Below are 17,635 nucleotides of genomic sequence, written 5' to 3'. Positions count from 1 at the left end.
TTCGAGTCCTCTCCTGGGCACCACGACTCAAGATGATCAAACCCGCGAAAGCGGGTTTTTTCGTTTCCGGGGTTTGCAGCGTCAACGCGATGGCGACGCCCATCCACGCATGGATGCACTCCGTCGACGCCTGAGCACACAAACAAAAACCCCGCCTTGCGGCGGGGTCAAAATACAGCACGTGTTTCCAGGGAGTTTCAGTGTCCGCCACCGGCGGCTGCACCCGCACCCGCGCCGAACGGCGGCTTGGCCAGCCACAGGAACGCGATGATCGCCAGGAAGATCCAGCCCAGCAGGAAGAAGATGTCGTTGAAGCCCATCTGCGATGCCTGGTGGTTGATCATGTTGTTCAGTACCGCTGCGCCGTGCTGCAGGTCGCCCTGCCCCATCGCCGTGACCTGGTCCTGCATGCCCGGCTGATAGGCCGAGATATGCTCGGTCAGGTCGGCATGGTGCACCTGGGTGCGCCGCGCCCACAGCCACGTCGTCAGCGACGCTGCGAAACTGCCGCCCAGCGTACGCAGGAACGTGGCCAGGCCGGAGCCCGCCGCGATCTCGCGCCCATCCAGGTCCGACAGCAGGATCTGCAGCACCGGCATGAAGAACAGCGCGACGCCGATGCCCATGATCAGCTGTACGCCGGCCACGTGCATGTAGTCCACCTGCAGGTTGAAGTTCGAACGCAGGAAGCTGGTCATCGACAACACGATGAAGGCCACCGTGGCCAGCATGCGCATGTCGAAGCGCGAGGCATACTTGCCCACGAACGGGGTCATGATCACCGGCAGGATGCCGATCGGCGCCGTCGCCAGACCCGCCCAGATCGCGGTATAGCCCATGTCACGCTGCAACCACTGCGGAATCAGCAGGGCCACACTGAAGAACGCCGCATAGGCCACCACCATCGCCAGCGTGCCGGCGCGGAAGTTGCGATGACGGAACAGCTTCAGGTCGACGATCGGATCCTTGTCGGTCAGTTCCCAGATCAGGAACACCGTCAGCGTCACCACCGCCACGCAGGCCAGCACCACGATCTTCATCGACGAGAACCAGTCCTCGTCGTTGCCCAGATCGAGCACCAGCTGCAGCGCACCGACGCCGATCACCAGGGTGACCAGGCCGACGTAGTCCATCTTCGGCTTCTCGATCTGCTCCGGGCGCCCCTTCAGCTGGTTGCCCACCACCAGCGCGGCGAAGATGCCCAGTGGCACGTTGATCAGGAAGATCCATTCCCAGCTGTAGTTGTCGGTGATCCAGCCACCGAGGATCGGACCGCAGATGGGCGCTACCACCGTGATCATCGCCAGCAGCGCCAGGGCCTGTCCGCGTTTCTCGCGCGGATAGATCGAAACCAGCAGCGACTGCGTGATCGGGTACATCGGGCCGGCCACGAAACCCTGCAGCGCACGCGACAGGACCAGCATACCCATGCTCTGCGCCAGGCCGCACAGCAGCGAGGTGATGACGAAGGCCAGCGTGGCCCAGACGAACAGCTTGCGTTCGCCGAAGCGGCGGCTGAGCCAGCCGGTCAGCGGCAGCGCGATGGCCGTGCTGACCGCGAACGAGGTGATGACCCAGGTCGCCTGCTGCGAACTGGCGCCGAGGTTACCGGCGATGGTCGGCAGCGAGACGTTGGCGATGGTGGTGTCGAGCACCTGCATGAACGACGCCATCGCCAGGCCCACGGTGCACAGGGCGACGCTGGGCGGCAGGAACCCGGAGGCCGCACCCGGCGCCGCCGGGGCGCCCGGAGCACCGGGCGCGGCTGGAGCTTGTGCGGACATGGCGACCTCAGCCCACCTTCGCCTGCTGCGGCAGGTTGCCCTGGATGATCGTGTGGATCACCTCATCGGCATCATGCAGCTGCTTGGCATACACGTCGGTGTCGAACACCGTGCCCTTGGCCGGGGTGCTCGGCAGCACTTCACCCTTCTGGTCGCGCAGGCTCACTTCCGCCTTCATCGACAGGCCGATGCGCAGCGGGTGTTCGGCCAGCTGCTTGGCATCGATGGCGATGCGCACCGGCACGCGCTGCACGATCTTGATCCAGTTGCCGCTGGCGTTCTGCGCCGGCAGCAGCGAGAACGCCGAGCCGGTGCCCAGGCCCAGGCTCTGGATGCGGCCCTTGTACTTCACGTCACCGGCGTACAGGTCCGACTTCAGCTCCACTTCCTGGCCCAGGCGCATGTGGCGCAGCTGGGTTTCCTTGAAGTTGGCCTCGACCCACATCTGCTCGGTCGGCACCACGGCCATCAGGGCATTGCCCGGCTGCACGCGCTGGCCCACCTGCACCGAACGACGGGCGACGTAGCCGGTGACCGGCGCGACGATGCCGGCGCGGGCGTTGTTGAGGAAGGCCTGGCGCAGCTGCGCAGCAGCGGCCTGCACGTCCGGCTGGGTGGCGATCACGGTGTCGTCGACCAGTGCGCGGTTGCGCTCGACGGTCTCGCGCGAACCGGCCACGGCCGCTTCGGCGGCGGCCAGCTCATCGCGGGCATGGGCCAGTTCTTCGTTGGAGATGGCGCCGGTGGCGGCCAGGTCCTTGCGGCGGGCGAAGTCGTCGCGCACGCGCTTCAGGGTCACCTGGCGGGCGTTCAAGTCCGCCTGCGCGCCTTCCACGCTGCGGTACAGGCCACGGGTCTGGCGCACGGTCTTGGCCAGGTTGGCTTCGGCCTGCTGCAGCGCCACCGACGTGTCGGACGGGTCCAGCTGCACCAGCAGCTGGCCGCGCTCCACGCGCATGCCGTCATCGGCGTTGATGGCGACCACGGTACCGGCCACCAGCGGGGTGATCTGCACCTGGTTGCCCTGCACGTAGGCGTCGTCGGTCTCTTCGAACCAACGGCCGAACATGAAGTACCACAGCGCCAGTGCAGCAAGCAGCAGCACGACGATCACGAACAGGCCGCGCAGCAGGTTGCCGCGGCGGTTGGGGGCGGCCGGGGCCGCGGTGTCTTGGGTCTGGCTCATGGCGGGCGTCTTCAGGAATGCGAGGAATCGGAATGGGAGGCAATCGGTGCGCGGTCGGCGTCAGCGGGCTGGAAACCACCGCCCAGTGCCTTGCTCAGGCGCACCGAGGTCTGCACCTGCTGCGACTGCAGGCCGGCCAGCTGCTGCTGCGATTGCAGCAGGGTGGACTGCGCGGTCAGCACGTCCAGGTAGCTGCCGATACCGGCGCGGTAGCGCTGCTGGGCCAGGTCGAAGGCCGAGCGTGCGGTGTCCACTGCCTGCTGCTGCGCGTGCGCCTGCTGTGCCAGCGAGCGCACCGCGTTGACCTGGTCGGCGACGTCGCGCAGTGCATCCAGCACGGCCTGGTTGTAATTGGCCACCGCCAGGTCGTACTGCGCGTCGGTGTTGGCCAGGTTGGCGCGCAGCTTGCCGCCTTCGAAGATCGGCAGGCTCAGCGCCGGGCCGATGTAGGCGAAGGTGGAGCTGCTCTTCAGCAGGTCACCCACGTTCGGGGCGACCACGCCGGCCAGCGCGGTCAGGTTGAAGCTCGGGTAGAACTTGGTCTTGGCAACCTTGATCTGCTTGTCGGCCGCCTCAACGCGCCAGCGTGCGGCAACGATGTCGGGGCGACGGCCCAGCAGTTCGCTGGGCAGCACGCCCGGCAGCTGCAGCGCCACCGGGTTCAGCGGCTGCGGGCGCTGGATCGACAGGCCTCGGTCCGGACCCTTGCCGACCAGGGCGGCCAGTGCGGTGCGGGCGGCATCGATGCGCTGCTGTGCGGCCAGCACCTGCTGCTGCGCGGCCGGCACGCGGGCTTCGGCCTGGCGCACCTGCAGATCGCTGTCGATGCCGGCGCCGCGGCGCTGGCGGGTCAGCTGCAGCGATTTCTGCGAGCGGGCCAGTTCTTCCTCGGCCACGTCGTTGAGCTGCCACGCGTAAGCCAGATCGGCATAGGCCTGGGTAATGCCGGTAGACAGGTTCAGGCGTGCGGTCTGGGCTTCGACGGTGGCGGCATGCGCGCCATCCACGGCGGCTTCCCAGGCGGCGCGCTTGCCGCCCCACAGGTCCACGCCGTAGCTGAAGTCGAAGGCAACCTGGCTGCTGCCGCCATAGCGGCCCCCCATCTCGCTGCCGACCATCGACTCGGGCAGGCGCAGGCCGGTATAGCCACCGGACACCGACAGGCTGGGCAGCTCATCGGCCCGTGCGGTGCCGACCTGGGCCTGGGCCTGGCGCAGGCGCGCATCGGCGGCATCCAGGCTCGGGTGGCCGGCCAGGCCCTCGGCGACCAGCGCGTCCAGCTGCGCATCGCCCAGCGCCTTCCACCAGTCCTGCGCCGGGAAGCCGGCGGCGCTCAGGTCGGTGTCGGCCAGGGTGCGTTCGCTGTGCAGGCTGTCCACGTCAAGCACGTGGCCCTGCGGATTGAGGCCACGACTGCTGGCGCAGGCGGCCAGGGCCAGGGCCAGCGCTGATACCAGCAGCGCGCGCCCGGACCGGCGAAGAGTGGAATGCGGGATCGGGTTCATGGGGTCGTCAGTGAATCGCGGATTCGGGTAAGGAGGGACAGCAGCAGCGTGCGCTCATCGGCGGAAAGATCGCGTAGCGCGTAATCCATCACCGCGTCGCCGCGCAGCTTCAACCGCGCCCACAGCGCGCGGCCTTCATCGGTCAGCACGATCTGCAGTGCGCGCCGGTCCTGCGCATGCGGTTCGCGGCGGACGCAGCCCAGGGCTTCCAGCTTGTCCAGCAGGCGGGTCACCGCGCTGGGCACCTGGTCGATGGCCTGGGCCAGCTCGTTGGCAGTACACGGGGCCATGTTGGAAAGCACCTTCAGCCCGATGTAGTGAGTGAAGCCGATACCCAGATCTTCTTCAGCCATGGACGCATCGAGTTGGCGGACCAGGCCGTCGCGCACCTGGCGCAGCAGCAGGCCGAAGCTGGGGGGAGTGGTTGCAGGACAGATCATGGGGGAGCATTCTCTTCCAAAAAAAATATTTCTCAATGGAAATATTCGATCTGGCATCGAATGCTGTGTTGCAGCAGCGGGCTGGATCAATGAAGGCGCCTACCTTAATGATCTGGTCAGGTGGCCCGGTAGTACAATCCAGCCAATGGATGACACATTTCAGCCAGTGGACATGATGAACAAGGCAGAAATTCAGGTTCCCAAGCGCCTGCTCAGGGATGACGCACTGGACTGGTTCGAGCGCAATGACGGCCCGCCGGTCATCGCCTTCCGCTTCGACAGCCAGCAGGGCCTGGCCCGTGAGGTGGACTGGCACCACCATCAGCGTGCCCAGCTGATCTGCGTCGAACGCGGCCTGTTGACCACCCGCACCTCGCACGGCACCTGGTCGCTGGCGCCGGGCTCGGCCGGCTGGATGCCGCCGCTGGAGCCGCATACGGTCACCCTCGACGGCCCGCTGCGCGGCTGGGGCATGGCGCTGGCCGCACCGGCCTGCGCCACCCTGCCCGCCGACCCCTGCGTACTGGGCCTGTCCAAGCTGGCGCAGGCGCTGGCCGACCGCATCTGCGAGTGGCCGCTGGGCTATGACACCACGCCCGAGCGGCAGCACATCATTGACGTACTGCTGGATGAGATCCGCACCGCGCCGCGCCAGCGCATGCATCTACCGATGCCGCACGACCGGCGCCTGCTGAAGATCGCCTCGCAGCTGCTGGCCGACCCCTCCGACGAACGCAGCCTGGCCGAATGGGCGCATTGGGCCGGCCTCTCGCCGCGCAGCCTGACCCGTCACTTCCGCGACGAGACCACCCTCAGCTTCGCCCAGTGGCGACAGCAGGCCCGCCTGTCCGAGGCCCTGCGCCAGCTGACCGACGGCCGCAGCGTGGCCGACATCGCCCACGCGCTGGGCTTCAGCAGCGCCAGCGCCTTCGTCACCGTGTTCCGCCGCCACTTCGGGCTGCCACCGGGGCGCTACCTGGCACGGGCCGGACACGGCCTGGAAACCGGGCTGGACCCTGCACGTGGCTTGGCATCCCCCGCCGCATCCGGATAATCACAGGATTGCGAGCGGCGACCGCCGTCGCCGCCTCCCGACAACAGGTAACAACGCCGCATGACCGAACTTGCCCGCCCCGTGTTCCACGGATTCGAACAACTGCCGCTGCGCGAGTACGCCGAACGCGCCTACCTCGACTACTCGATGTACGTGGTCCTGGACCGCGCCCTGCCGTTCATCGGCGACGGCCTGAAGCCGGTGCAGCGCCGCATCATCTATTCGATGAGCGAGCTGGGCCTGAATGCCGCGTCCAAGCCGAAGAAGTCCGCGCGCACNCCGCGTCCAAGCCGAAGAAGTCCGCGCGCACCGTCGGTGACGTCATCGGTAAGTACCACCCGCATGGCGACAGCGCGTGCTACGAGGCGCTGGTGCTGATGGCGCAGCCGTTCTCGTACCGTTACCCGCTGATCGAGGGCCAGGGCAACTTCGGCTCCAGCGACGACCCGAAGTCGTTCGCGGCGATGCGTTACACCGAATCCAAGCTGACCCCGATCGCCGAGGTGCTGCTGGGCGAACTGGGCCAGGGCACCACCGACTGGGCACCGAACTTCGACGGCACCCTGCAGGAACCGACCTGGATGCCGGCACGCCTGCCGCACCTGCTGCTCAACGGCACCACCGGCATCGCCGTGGGCATGGCCACCGACGTGCCGCCGCACAATCTCAACGAGATTGTCAGCGCGCTGCTGCACCTGCTGGACAACCCCGAGGCCAGCGTGCGCGATCTGTGCGAGCACGTGCAGGGCCCGGACTATCCGTCCAGCGCCGAGATCATCACCGCAGCCAACGACCTGCGCACGATGTACGAGACCGGCAACGGCAGCGTGCGTGCGCGTGCGACCTTCACCAAGGAAGCCAACAACATCGTGGTCACCGCGCTGCCGTTCCAGGTGTCGCCGTCGAAGGTGATCGAGCAGATCGCCGCGCAGATGCGCGCCAAGAAGCTGCCGTGGCTGGAAGACATCCGCGACGAATCCGACCACGCCAACCCGGTGCGCGTGGTGCTGGTGCCGCGCTCCAACCGCGTCGACGCCGACCAGCTGATGGGCCACCTGTTCGCGACCACGGACCTGGAGCGCAGCTACCGCGTCAACCTCAACGTGATCGGGCTGGACGGCCGTCCGCAGGTGAAGAACCTGAAGATGCTGCTCAGCGAATGGCTGACCTTCCGCAGCAACACCGTCACCCGCCGCCTGCAGCACCGCCTGCAGAAGGTCGAGCGCCGCCTGCACCTGTTGGAAGGCCTGCTGGTCGCGTTCCTCAACCTGGACGAGGTGATCCACATCATCCGTACCGAGGACGAACCGAAGGCGGCGCTGATCGCGCGCTTCGGCCTGTCCGACGACCAGGCCGAGTACATCCTGGAAACCAAGCTGAAGCAGCTGGCCCGCCTGGAGGAGATGAAGATCCGCGGCGAGCAGGACGAGCTGGCCAAGGAGCGCGAGAAGATCCTCGGCATCCTCGACAGCAAGGCCAAGCTGAAGAAGCTGATCCGCGACGAACTGACCGCCGATGCCAAGAAGTTCGGCGACGCACGCCGTTCGCCGCTGGTGCAGCGCCAGGCCGCGCAGGCCATCGACGAGACCGAGCTGGTGCCGAGCGAGCCGATGACCGTCGTGCTGTCGGAGAAGGGCTGGATCCGCGCCGCCAAGGGCCACGACGTCGATGCGTCCGCCCTGTCCTACCGTGATGGTGACGCCCTGCAGGGCGCAGTGCGTGCGCGCAGCACGCAGCAGGTCGCGTTCCTCGACAGCGAGGGCCGCGCCTACTCGACGCCGGTGCATACCCTGCCTTCGGCGCGCGGCAATGGTGAACCGTTGACCGGCCGCTTCTCGCCGGCAGCGGGCACCAGCTTCGTCACCCTGGCCAGTGCCGAGCCGGATGCCCGCTTCGTGCTGGCCTCCACCCACGGCTACGGCTTCGTCACCCGCTTCGAGAACCTGATCGGCCGCAACAAGGCCGGCAAGGCGATGCTGAACCTGTCGGCGGGTTCGTCGGTGCTGACCCCGTCGGTGGTCGCCAACGTCGCCACCGACCGCATCGTGGCAGTGACCAGCTCCGGCAACCTGCTGGCGATCGCCGCCAACGACCTGCCGGAACTGGACAAGGGCAAGGGCAACAAGATCATCGAGATCCCGAAGGCCAAGCTCGCCACCGAACGCGTGGTGGCCATCGTGGCGATCAGCCCGGGGCAGACCCTGCAGGTCCGCGCCGGCCAGCGCACCATGGGCCTGAAGTTCAACGAGCTCGACGCCTACCTCGGCGCCCGCGCCACCCGCGGCCACCTGCTGCCGCGCGGCTGGCAGAAGGTGGAAGGGTTGTCGGTGGAGTGAGGGTGCGGGGTCGGATCCCTTTCCATGGGAAAGGGCTCTGACCCATTCAACATGGCGAGGGGTCAGAGCCGTTTTCGTCGAAAACGGATCCGACCCCGGACACGAAAAAGCCGGGGCATTCCCCGGCTTTTTCGTTGTCGGCTGGCGGGCGGTGGAGCGGCTGGCGGGCGAAGGCTGGCTGGCGATGCTCCGGTGCTGGCGGGCGACAGAACGCTGTGCTTCTTCTGGTAGAGCCGACCGCTGGTCGGCTGCTTTTTGCAGAGCAGCCGACCAGCGGTCGGCTCTACCGGGTGGTCACCGGGCATGGCCCGGCGCCACCTGCGGCTCAGTGCGCCGGAGCGCCGTTGCCGTCGATCTTGCTCAGCTGGTACAGCTCCAGGCCGATGCGCTTGATCAGGCCCAACTGCTGCTCCAGCCACCAGGCGTGGTCTTCTTCGGTGTCCTTCAGCTGTGCAAGCAGGATGTCGCGGCTCACGTAGTCACCCTTCTCCTCGCACAGCTTCATGCCGGCGGCGAGATTGTTCCGAACCGCGTATTCAGTATCGAGATCCTTCTGCAGCATCTCCTCCACGGTCTTGCCCGGCTCGGTGGCATGCGGGCGCATGTCCGGGTCACCGCCGAGGAACAGGATCCGGCGCAGCAGCGCATCGGCGTGCTGGGTTTCCTCTTCCATCTCGTGGTTCAGGCGTTCGTACAGCGCGAACAGGCCCTGGTCCTCATAGCGGCGGGAATGGATGAAGTACTGGTCGCGGGCAGCAAGCTCGCCGCGCAGCAGTTCCTTCAGGCAGGCGATGACGTCCGGGTTGCCTTTCATGGGGGGCTCCTGTGAATCGATGTGACATAGGGTGCCGCATTTCAAAATACGGTGATCTAATCGGAATCAGTCGCAGTTGCGCCTGCGGCTACAATCAGCCCACGAGTTCGGAAAGGACGTGCGATGCGACGTACATGGCGTTGGGTGCTGGGCGTGTTGATCGCCATCGCGCTGGTCACCGTCCTGGTGCTATGGCTGCTGCTGCGCGGCAGCCTGGCCGACCTGGACGGCGAGCATGCGCTGCCGGGGCTGGCCAAGCCAGTCACCATCGAGCGCGATGCCTTGGGCGTGGTCACCATTACCGCCGGCAGCCAGGCCGACGCGATGCGTGCGCTCGGCCGCGTACACGCGCAGGAACGTTATTTCGAGATGGACCTGATGCGCCGCAGTGCCGCCGGCGAGCTGTCGGCGCTGTTCGGGCCGAAGGCCATCGATGCTGACAAGCGCATGCGCGTGCATCGCCTGCGCGCACGCACCGAGGCGAATCTGCAGGCCGCACTGGGCGACAACGGCGAGGCGGTGCGCGCCTACGTGGATGGCGTCAACGAGGGCCTGGCCGATCTCTCCGTGCGCCCGTGGGCCTACCTGCTGCTGCGGCAATCGCCACAACCGTGGCAGGCCAGCGACAGCGTGCTGGCCGGGCTGGCCATGTACGCCGACCTGCAGGACCCGAACAACCAGACCGAGCTTGCACTGAGCCGCATCCGCGCAGTGGTGCCGCCGGCGCTGTACGCGCTGATCGCCCACGACGGCACCGAATGGGATGCACCGCTGTTCGGCGAACCCACCGGCAACGCCGCCCTGCCCGATGCCAGCCAGCTCGATCTGCGCACTTTGAAGGGGAAAACGGGCACCGAGCAGGAAGAGGCCGACGCCATCGGCAGCAACAACTTCGCGGTGGCCGGTGCACTTACCGCCGACGGCCGCGCGATCGTCGCCGACGACATGCACCTGGGCCTGCGTGCACCCGGCCTGTGGTTCCGCGTACGCCTGCGCTACCCCGACCCGCAGGCCGCCGGCGGCCAGGTCGATGTCACCGGCTTCTCGCTGCCCGGCCTGCCGGCCGTGATCGTCGGCAGCAACGGCCACGTCGCCTGGGGCTTCACCAACAGCTACATCGACACGGCGGACTACCGCACGGAACCGGCCAACGCCGCGATGACCGTGCACGAAGAACGCATCGCCGTGGCTGGCCAGGCCGACGTGCTGTTCCCGGTACGCGAAACCGCCTGGGGGCCGATCCTGCATACCCATGCCGATGGCAGTGGCGATGCGCTGCGCTGGGTCGCACACCTGCCCGGCGCCGTGCGCCTGGACTTCGGTGACCTGGCCCGCGCCGGTGACCTGGACGGTGCACTGCACTTCGCCGACCGCGCCGGCATTCCCGCGCAGAACCTGGTGGTCGGCGACCGCAGCGGCCGCATTGCCTGGCGGCTGATCGGTGCCCGCCCTGACCGCGGCCCCGGCTGTGCGCCGGCCGGCTTCACTGCCGCCAACAACCAGGACTGCGCACCGTGGCCGATCCGCAGCGATGCCTCGCCGGCACTGATCGATCCCCCCAACCATCGCCTGTGGACCGCCAACGGTCGCGTCCTCGACGGCGAGGCACTGGCCAGCGTCGGCAACGGCGGCTATGACCTTGGTGCCCGGGCGCGGCAGATCCGCGACCTGCTGGCAATCCAGGACCGCTTCGACGAACACGACCTGCTGGCGATCCAGCTCGATGATCGCGCCGTGTTTCTGCAGCGCTGGTGGGCGTTGCTGCATGACGTCATCGAACGCAGTGACGACCCTGCACTGAAGCGCTTGAAGGCGGTCAGCCATCAATGGGGCGGCCGGGCCTCGGCCAGCTCGGTCAGCTACCGGGTGGTGCGCGCGTTCCGCACGCAGGTGATGGATACCCTGTCCGATGCACTGCTGGCGCCGGCCAACGCGCAGCTGGGCGATGACTATCTGGACCCGCGCCTGGCACAACTGGAAGGCGTGGCCTGGCCGATGCTGCAGCAACGCCCCGCCAACCTGTTGCCACCGGCCTACGACAGCTGGGACGCGCTGCTGCTTGATGCCGCACGCCGCACCGAGAGCGAGCTGGCCAAGCAGGGCCCACTGGCCCAGCGCACCTGGGGCGAACGCAATACTGCGGCGATCTGTCATCCCATCGCGCGGGCACTGCCGGACATCGCCAAGCGCTGGCTGTGCATGCCGGCCGACCGCCTGCCCGGCGACCGCGACATGCCGCGCGTGCAGACGCCGAACTTCGGCGCCTCCGAGCGCATGGTGGTCTCGCCCGGCCACGAGGCCGACGGCATCGTGCACATGCCCGGCGGCCAGAGCGGCCATCCGCTGTCGCCGTACTGGGGCGCCGGCCACGAGGACTGGGTGCATGGGCGGCCGACACCGTTCCTGCCCGGCAAGGCGCAGCACACGATGACGCTGGTGCCGGCCCGTTGACGGCCGGGGTCAGATCCCTTTTCCAGAGGAAAAGGGATCTGACCCCACCTCCACTCCTGCGTGGATGCCGTCCAGCACTCAGCCCCTGCGCCGCTCGATCAGGTTCAGCAGCGGCCCGGTCATCGCCGTGGTCACCAGCGCCATGATCACCAGCACCGCGAACAGGCGGTCGCCGAGCAGGCCCAGCTCGTAACCCAGGTTGAGCACGATCAGCTCCATCAGGCCACGGGTGTTCATCAGCGCCCCCAACCGCCACGCTTCGCGCGTGGGCATGCCCGCACTGCGCGCGGCACTGAAGGTACCCAGCAGCTTGCCCGTCGTGGCCACCGCGATCACCACCACGCACAACACGACATCGCTGGCCTGCAGCGCATCGGCGCGCATGCGCAGGCCGGTCATGGCGAAGAACAGTGGCAGTAGCAGGGTCACCGCGAACGGTTCGACGCGGGCCATCAGCAGGTCGCGCAACTGCGCGTTGGACGATACCGCGACGCCCGCAGCGAATGCACCGAACAGTGCGTGGATGCCCAGCATCTCGGTGACCAGCGCACTGGCCAGCGACAACAGCAGGATGCCCAGCAGCCAACGTCCCTCACGGCCCGGCGCGATCTGCTGGCGGGCAAACCACGGCTTCACCAGCCCCAGCATCAGCGCCACGAACACGACCACGCACAGCAGGTTGAGGCTGGCCGGCAACCAGCCGCTGGCCTGGGCAGCGGCCACGATCAGCGCCAGCAGGCACCAGGCGGTGGCATCGCCCAATGCCGCGCAGGCGATCGCGGTCTGACCCAATGGCGTCTGTGTGATGCCGCGATCGGCAAGGATGCGCAGCAACACGGGGAACGCGGTGATGCTCATGGAGATGCCGACGAACAATGCGAATGCAGTAAAGCCCACACCCTGCGGACCGTGCTGCGGATACAGCCAGATCGCCAGCGCCACGCCAAGCACGAACGGCACCGCGATGCCGGCATGGCTGACCGTGAAGGCGAAGCGCCGGCGGCCACGCAGCGCCGCCAGGTCCAGCTCGGCACCGGCCACCAGCAGGAACATCAGCACGCCCAGCTGGCTGAGCATGCCCAGCGGCCCCAGCGAGCTGGCCGGGAACAACGCACCATGCAGCTGCGGCAGCAGGCTGCCGAGCACCAGCGGCCCCATCATCAGGCCAGCGGCCATCTCGCCGATCACCGCCGGTTGTCCCAAGCGCTTGAGCAGCGCACCTGCGCCCTTGGCCACCAGCAGCAGCACCAGCAGCTGCAGAAGGAACAGGCCCAGCGGAGACGTCAGGTGCTGAGCCCAGCCGCCTTCAGCGGCGGCGGTGGCACGGGCAACCGCCGCAGGCGCCGCAGGCCCGGCATATCGCGCCAGCAGCACGCCGGCCAGCAACGGCACCCCGGCCCAGGCCAGGTAGCGCCATCCCCACTTGATCGGCGGCGCCCGGCCCCCGGTCTGTACGTCCATGAACATTCCCCAATGTGCAGGGGGCGATGATACGGAAAAGGGGACGGAGGGGATTAAGTCGTTTGTGGGACAAACGACTTAATCCCCTCCGTCCCCTTTTTGGCGCTTAGGCCAGTGCCTGCGCGTGCACCCCGGCGATCGCGCGACCCGACGGATCTGCAGCTGCAGCGAAGCTGGCATCCCAGGCAATGGCGGCCGGCGACGAACAGGCGATCGACTTGCCGCCCGGCACGGTCTCGGCCGCCGCACGGCTGGGGAAGAACTGCTCGAACAGGTGGCGGTAGTAGTACGCCTCCTTGGTCTGCGGCGGGTTGTGCGGGAAGCGCTTGTCAGCCGCCGCCAGTACGCGGTCGCTCACCTGTGCTTCGGCATGCGCCTTCAGCCCATCGATCCAGCCGTAGCCGACGCCATCGCTGAACTGTTCCTTCTGCCGCCACAGGATGCTGTCCGGCAGGTAGCCGTCGAACGCCTCGCGCAGCACCGCCTTCTCGATGCGGCGGCCACCAAAGCCGGCACCGACCATCTTGTGCGCGGCATCGAAGCGCATCGCCACATCGAGGAACTCACGGTCGAGGAACGGCACGCGCGGCTCCACGCCCCAGGCCATCATCGACTTGTTGGCGCGCAGGCAATCGTAGTTGTGCAGGGCGTCGAGCTTGCGCACCAGCTCATCGTGGAATTCACGCGCATCCGGTGCCTTGTGGAAGTACAGGTAGCCACCGAAGATCTCGTCGCTGCCCTCGCCGGAGAGCACCATTTTCACGCCCATCGCCTTGATCCGCCGTGCCAGCAGGAACATCGGCGTCGAGGCGCGGATGGTGGTGACGTCATAGGTTTCGATGTGGCGGATCACTTCCGGCAGCGCGTCGAGGCCTTCCTCGAAGGTGTATTCGAAGCCGTGATGCACGGTGCCAAGAGCCTCGGCAGCGATCGCCGCAGCAGCAAGATCCGGCGAACCCTTCAAGCCGATCGCGAACGAATGCAGGCGCGGCCACCAGGCTTCGGTCTGCCCGCCATCCTCGATGCGCCGACGCGCATAGCGCGCGGCAACGGCCGCCACCAGTGACGAATCCAGGCCACCGGACAGCAGCACGCCATACGGCACGTCACTCATCAGCTGTCGCTCCACCGCGTGCTCGAAGGCCTGGCGCAGTTCGGCCAGGTCGGCCTGGCGGCCCTGAACGTCGGCGTAGTCGCGCCACGGCTGCTGGTAATAACGCACCAGCTCACCGCTGGCGCTGTCGAAGTAGTGACCCGGCGGGAACTGCGCGACGTCGGCACAGGTGTCGACCAGCGCCTTCATTTCCGACGCCACGCGCAGGCGTCCCTGGGCATCATGGCCCCAGTACAGCGGCACCACGCCGACCGGGTCACGCGCCACCAGCACGCGCCCGCTGTCACGGTCCCACAGCGCGAAGGCGAAGATGCCGTTGAGCTGCTCCAGCCACTGCGCCGGCGATCCGCCCTGGCGGTACAGTGCGTTGATCACCTCGCAGTCCGAGCCGGTCTGGAAGTCGTAGGTGGTGGTCAGCGCCGCCTTCAATGCCTGGTGGTTGTAGATCTCGCCGTTCACCGCCAGCGCCAGCTGGCCATCGGCCGACAGCAGCGGCTGCGAACCACCGGCCGGATCGACGATGGCCAGCCGCTCGTGGACCAGCAGCGCACCTTCGTCGAGGTACACGCCGCTCCAGTCCGGGCCACGGTGGCGCTGGCGCTGCGACAGTTCCAGCGCGTGGCGGCGCAGAGCGGGAAGATCGTCACCGGCCTGCAGGCCGAAGATTCCGAAGATCGAACACATGGGGGAGCTCCTGTTGGGGGATTTCACGGGTGGGAAGGTGTTCGACCGGCCATCCAGGCCCGGGTGGGGCTGCGCCCGGGCACAAAAAAACCCGCATCGGCTGATGCGGGTTTTCTGGTGTCCGGGCGTGTGTTGCTGTCTATCTACCCAGGGCGCAGTCCCGCATCGGCCGCGCACGATTATTCGCGCGCAGATTATTGCGGTTGTTGTTATTGACGGCGGTGGCCAGGCGGATCGACATGGCATCGACCCTACCGCGGTTTCCAGCACGGCGCAACCGTTGCGTTGGCAACCACTCCCGAAGCGCATAATGGCCCGCCCTGGAACGTGTAATGGAAATGCAACACCGCAATGGACGCACCGGAGCGCTGGCCGCCCTGCTCTGCCTGGGCCTGGCGGCCTGCCAGACCCTGCCTCCGCCTTCCACGCTGCCGCTGGCGCAGCAGCAGGCACTGGAGCAACGCGGCACGGACGGCAGCTTCGACGGTGCCTGGGACACCGCGCAGACCTTCGAACGTTTCAACGATCCGCGCGCCGTCGCCTACTACGAGCGTGCTGCCGCGATCACGCCCTGGACCTTCCGCAACAGCAAAGCGGAAGAAGCACTGGGCCGGATCTGGACCTCCGGCACGCTGCAGCATGCCGACAGCCCCCACATCAATCCGGCTCCGGTGCTGCGCGCCTCCTGGCAACGCGGTGAACGTGCGTATCTGGCGGCGGCCAACCACGGCAATCCCTATGCGTTCTACGGGCTCGCCAAGGCCTATCGCCAGCGAGGCGACGCGCAGCAGGCGCTGCGCTGGGACCTGCGCGGAATGATCTACAAGCGCTACCCGAGTTCATCGTCGCGACTGCCGGAGGCGGTGGCGGCACAGGGTGACACCGTGCATCCGCGGGTGGCGCAGATCCAGCGTCGTGCCGAGCACGGCGACGCCGAAGCGCAGGTCGACCTGGGCGCGCTGCTGGAAAAGGGCGTGGGACTGCCGCGCGATCCGGTGCGTGCGCTGCAGCTGTACCAGCGCGCCGGTGAGAAGGGCAATGTGTTCGGCCAGTACTTCGCCGGTCTGCTGCTGGGCCGCAGTGCGCCGGGTGTGGAGAAAGACACCGACGCGGCGGCGCACTGGTTCGCCAGGGCCGAGGCGCAACACTTCTACATGGCCGCGCCGAGTTACTGGAAGAAAGCGGTCGAGCCGCCGTTCTTCATTTTTTCAGAGTAGAGAAGCGGCCCCGGCGGGAGGCGTGCCGACCAACGGTCGGCACCCACCCTCGCGGAATTCATTCCGTCATGGGGTTCCCACCAGCAGCCGTTCCACCAGGCGCTGGTACAGCCCCGGCAACGCTTCCAGATCGTCCACGCGTACGTTCTCATCCACCTGGTGGATGCTGGCGTTGACCGGCCCCACTTCGATGCACTGCGCACCCAGTGGCGCGATGAAGCGTGCATCTGACGTGCCGCCGCCGGTGCTTTCTTCCGGCGCACGGCCGATGTGCTCGGCCAGCACCGCACGCGCGGTGGCGCGCAGCGTGCCTTCCGGGGTGTAGAACGGCTCGCCGCTGCGGTGCCACTTCAGCGTGTACTGCAGGCCATGCTGCTCCAGCACTGCGGTGATCTCCGCCTCCAGCTTCGGCGCATCCCAGTGCGGGTTGTAGCGGATATTGAAATCCACTTCGAGTTCGCCGGGAATCACGTTGTTGGCACCGGTGCCGGCATGGATGTTGGAGACCTGCAGGCTGGTCGGCGGGAAGCTCTCGTAGCCGTCGTCCCAGCGTCGCGCACTCAGTTCGGCCAAGGCCGGAGCGGCCTGGTGGATCGGGTTGCGTGCCTTATCCGGATACGCCACGTGGCCCTGTACGCCCTGCACCCGCAGCTTGGCCGACAGGCTGCCACGACGGCCGACCCGCAGCAGATCACCCAGCGTGGCCGTCGACGACGGTTCACCGGTAATGCACCAGTCGATGCGCTGGCCGCGTGCGGCGAACAGGCGTGCGACATGGCGCACGCCGTCGATGGCATCGCCTTCCTCGTCGCTGGTCAGCAGCACCGCCAGCGTGCCCGGGTGATCGGGATGTGCAGCGACAAACTGCTCGGCGGCGACCACGAACGCGGCGACACTGCCCTTCATGTCGGCGGCGCCGCGGCCGTAGAGCACGCCCTCACGGATCTGCGGCGTGAACGGATCGCTGGCCCAGGCCTCGCGCGCGCCGGGCGGCACCACGTCGGTGTGGCCCAGCAACACCAGTACCGGCGCGCCCTGGCCGTGGGTCGCCCACAGATTGTCGACGTCACCCAAGCGCAGGTGATCGCAATGGAATCCGGCCTGCTTCAGGCGTGCCGCCAGCAGTGCCTGGCAGCCGGCATCGTCCGGTGTCACCGAAGGCCGTGCGATCAGCTCACAGGTCAAGTCGAGGACAGCACTCATGCGTCGCCCACGCCGAAGCGTGCCTTGAAGCCGTTGTCACTGAAACCCTGGCTGACCGCGCCGTCGGCGGTGACCACCAGCGGGCGCTTGATCAGCTGCGGATACTCGCGCAGCAACAGCTTCCATTCGGCCTCGGAATCGGCAGCCTTGCGGTTGTCCGGCAACTGCCGCCAGGTGGTGGACGACTTGTTCACCATCGCGGCCAGGCCACCCAGCTGCGCCGCCCATGCCAGCAGCATTTCCGGGCTGGGTTTGTTGTCGCGGTAGTCGACGAAGGTGTAAGGCACGCCGAAGCGGTCCAGCCACTTGGTCGCCTTCTTGCAGGTATCGCAGTTCTTCAAACCGTAGACAGTGGTGCTCATGGCCATCTGTGATGCTGGAAAACA

General features: G+C 67.4%; 12 protein-coding genes and 1 pseudogene. 4 read left to right on the top strand and 9 right to left on the bottom strand.

Annotation, left to right across the window (positions count from 1 at the left end; translation table 11 throughout):
• Positions 1 to 197: 197 nt before the first annotated feature.
• Genes emrB through emrR form a run of 4 tightly spaced genes read right to left on the bottom strand, consistent with a single transcriptional unit; the run spans position 198 to position 4,915 of the window.
• Positions 198 to 1,784 carry a multidrug efflux MFS transporter permease subunit EmrB gene (gene emrB, locus D5301_RS23355; protein ID WP_153857034.1) on the bottom strand — a complete coding sequence of 529 codons (1,587 nt, stop codon included), beginning with the start codon at positions 1,782 to 1,784 and terminating at the stop codon, positions 198 to 200.
• 7 nt (positions 1,785 to 1,791) lie between these two features.
• Complete coding sequence (emrA, locus tag D5301_RS23350) at positions 1,792 to 2,970, bottom strand: multidrug efflux MFS transporter periplasmic adaptor subunit EmrA (protein WP_014036529.1); 1,179 nt, start codon at positions 2,968 to 2,970, stop codon at positions 1,792 to 1,794.
• A gap of 11 nt (positions 2,971 to 2,981) precedes the next feature.
• A complete protein-coding gene (gene emrC, locus D5301_RS23345; RefSeq protein ID WP_153857033.1) occupies positions 2,982 to 4,475 on the bottom strand; it encodes a multidrug efflux transporter outer membrane subunit EmrC in 1,494 nt (497 codons plus the stop codon).
• Positions 4,472 to 4,915, bottom strand: a complete 444-nt coding sequence (gene emrR, locus D5301_RS23340) for a multidrug efflux system transcriptional regulator EmrR (protein WP_005415875.1) — start codon at positions 4,913 to 4,915, stop codon at positions 4,472 to 4,474. Before emrR ends, emrC begins: the two co-directional genes overlap by 4 nt.
• Positions 4,916 to 5,087: 172 nt before the next feature.
• On the opposite strand from emrR, the gene D5301_RS23335 reads away from it, so the two are divergent.
• Positions 5,088 to 5,969, top strand: a complete 882-nt coding sequence (locus D5301_RS23335) for a helix-turn-helix transcriptional regulator (RefSeq protein WP_180847695.1) — start codon at positions 5,088 to 5,090, stop codon at positions 5,967 to 5,969.
• Positions 5,970 to 6,029: 60 nt separating this feature from the next.
• Positions 6,030 to 8,305, top strand: a pseudogene (gene parC, locus D5301_RS23330) (DNA topoisomerase IV subunit A).
• A gap of 325 nt (positions 8,306 to 8,630) precedes the next feature.
• Here parC and bfr read toward each other — a convergent pair.
• Positions 8,631 to 9,119 (bottom strand): bacterioferritin, encoded by a 489-nt coding sequence (gene bfr / locus D5301_RS23325; protein ID WP_005408763.1) that lies wholly within the window; start codon positions 9,117 to 9,119, stop codon positions 8,631 to 8,633.
• Between the two features lie 123 nt (positions 9,120 to 9,242).
• On the opposite strand from bfr, the gene D5301_RS23320 reads away from it, so the two are divergent.
• Entirely contained in the window at positions 9,243 to 11,570 is a 2,328-nt protein-coding gene (locus D5301_RS23320) for a penicillin acylase family protein (protein ID WP_153857031.1), read from the top strand.
• Between the two features lie 78 nt (positions 11,571 to 11,648).
• On the opposite strand, the gene D5301_RS23315 is transcribed toward D5301_RS23320, so the two are convergent.
• Both D5301_RS23315 and asnB read right to left on the bottom strand, forming a co-directional pair.
• Positions 11,649 to 13,037, bottom strand: a complete 1,389-nt coding sequence (locus tag D5301_RS23315) for a cation:proton antiporter (RefSeq protein ID WP_110711723.1) — start codon at positions 13,035 to 13,037, stop codon at positions 11,649 to 11,651.
• A 100-nt stretch (positions 13,038 to 13,137) separates the two neighbouring features.
• Entirely contained in the window at positions 13,138 to 14,829 is a 1,692-nt protein-coding gene (asnB, locus tag D5301_RS23310; RefSeq protein WP_153857030.1) for an asparagine synthase B, read from the bottom strand.
• A gap of 338 nt (positions 14,830 to 15,167) precedes the next feature.
• Here asnB and D5301_RS23305 point away from each other — a divergent pair, with 338 nt between their 5' ends.
• A complete protein-coding gene (locus D5301_RS23305) occupies positions 15,168 to 16,046 on the top strand; it encodes a tetratricopeptide repeat protein (protein WP_110714286.1) in 879 nt (292 codons plus the stop codon).
• Positions 16,047 to 16,112: 66 nt separating this feature from the next.
• Here D5301_RS23305 and dapE read toward each other — a convergent pair whose 3' ends face one another.
• Positions 16,113 to 17,249: a succinyl-diaminopimelate desuccinylase gene (gene dapE / locus D5301_RS23300; RefSeq protein WP_153857029.1), complete on the bottom strand. Its 1,137-nt coding sequence runs from the start codon at positions 17,247 to 17,249 to the stop codon at positions 16,113 to 16,115.
• Positions 17,246 to 17,617: an arsenate reductase gene (locus D5301_RS23295; RefSeq protein ID WP_180847611.1), complete on the bottom strand. Its 372-nt coding sequence runs from the start codon at positions 17,615 to 17,617 to the stop codon at positions 17,246 to 17,248. The genes dapE and D5301_RS23295 overlap by 4 nt, the downstream gene beginning before the upstream one ends.
• Positions 17,618 to 17,635: the final 18 nt, after the last annotated feature.

The sequence above is a fragment of the Stenotrophomonas sp. MH181796 genome, assembly GCF_009659995.1.
GTDB classification, from domain to species: domain Bacteria; phylum Pseudomonadota; class Gammaproteobacteria; order Xanthomonadales; family Xanthomonadaceae; genus Stenotrophomonas; species Stenotrophomonas riyadhensis.
This window is presented reverse-complemented; position numbering and strand designations above follow the sequence as displayed.

Bases quoted from the DNA above. Each gene is read 5' to 3' on its own strand.
- emrR (WP_005415875.1), bottom strand. From the start codon at position 4,915: ATGATCTGTCCTGCAACCACTCCCCCCAGCTTCGGCCTGCTGCTGCGC.
- emrB (WP_153857034.1), bottom strand. From the start codon at position 1,784: ATGTCCGCACAAGCTCCAGCCGCGCCCGGTGCTCCGGGCGCCCCGGCG.
- dapE (WP_153857029.1), bottom strand. From the start codon at position 17,249: ATGAGTGCTGTCCTCGACTTGACCTGTGAGCTGATCGCACGGCCTTCG.
- bfr (WP_005408763.1), bottom strand. From the start codon at position 9,119: ATGAAAGGCAACCCGGACGTCATCGCCTGCCTGAAGGAACTGCTGCGC.
- D5301_RS23320 (WP_153857031.1), top strand. From the start codon at position 9,243: ATGCGACGTACATGGCGTTGGGTGCTGGGCGTGTTGATCGCCATCGCG.
- asnB (WP_153857030.1), bottom strand. From the start codon at position 14,829: ATGTGTTCGATCTTCGGAATCTTCGGCCTGCAGGCCGGTGACGATCTT.
- D5301_RS23295 (WP_180847611.1), bottom strand. From the start codon at position 17,617: ATGGCCATGAGCACCACTGTCTACGGTTTGAAGAACTGCGATACCTGC.
- D5301_RS23315 (WP_110711723.1), bottom strand. From the start codon at position 13,037: ATGTTCATGGACGTACAGACCGGGGGCCGGGCGCCGCCGATCAAGTGG.
- emrA (WP_014036529.1), bottom strand. From the start codon at position 2,970: ATGAGCCAGACCCAAGACACCGCGGCCCCGGCCGCCCCCAACCGCCGC.
- emrC (WP_153857033.1), bottom strand. From the start codon at position 4,475: ATGAACCCGATCCCGCATTCCACTCTTCGCCGGTCCGGGCGCGCGCTG.
- D5301_RS23305 (WP_110714286.1), top strand. From the start codon at position 15,168: ATGCAACACCGCAATGGACGCACCGGAGCGCTGGCCGCCCTGCTCTGC.
- D5301_RS23335 (WP_180847695.1), top strand. From the start codon at position 5,088: ATGATGAACAAGGCAGAAATTCAGGTTCCCAAGCGCCTGCTCAGGGAT.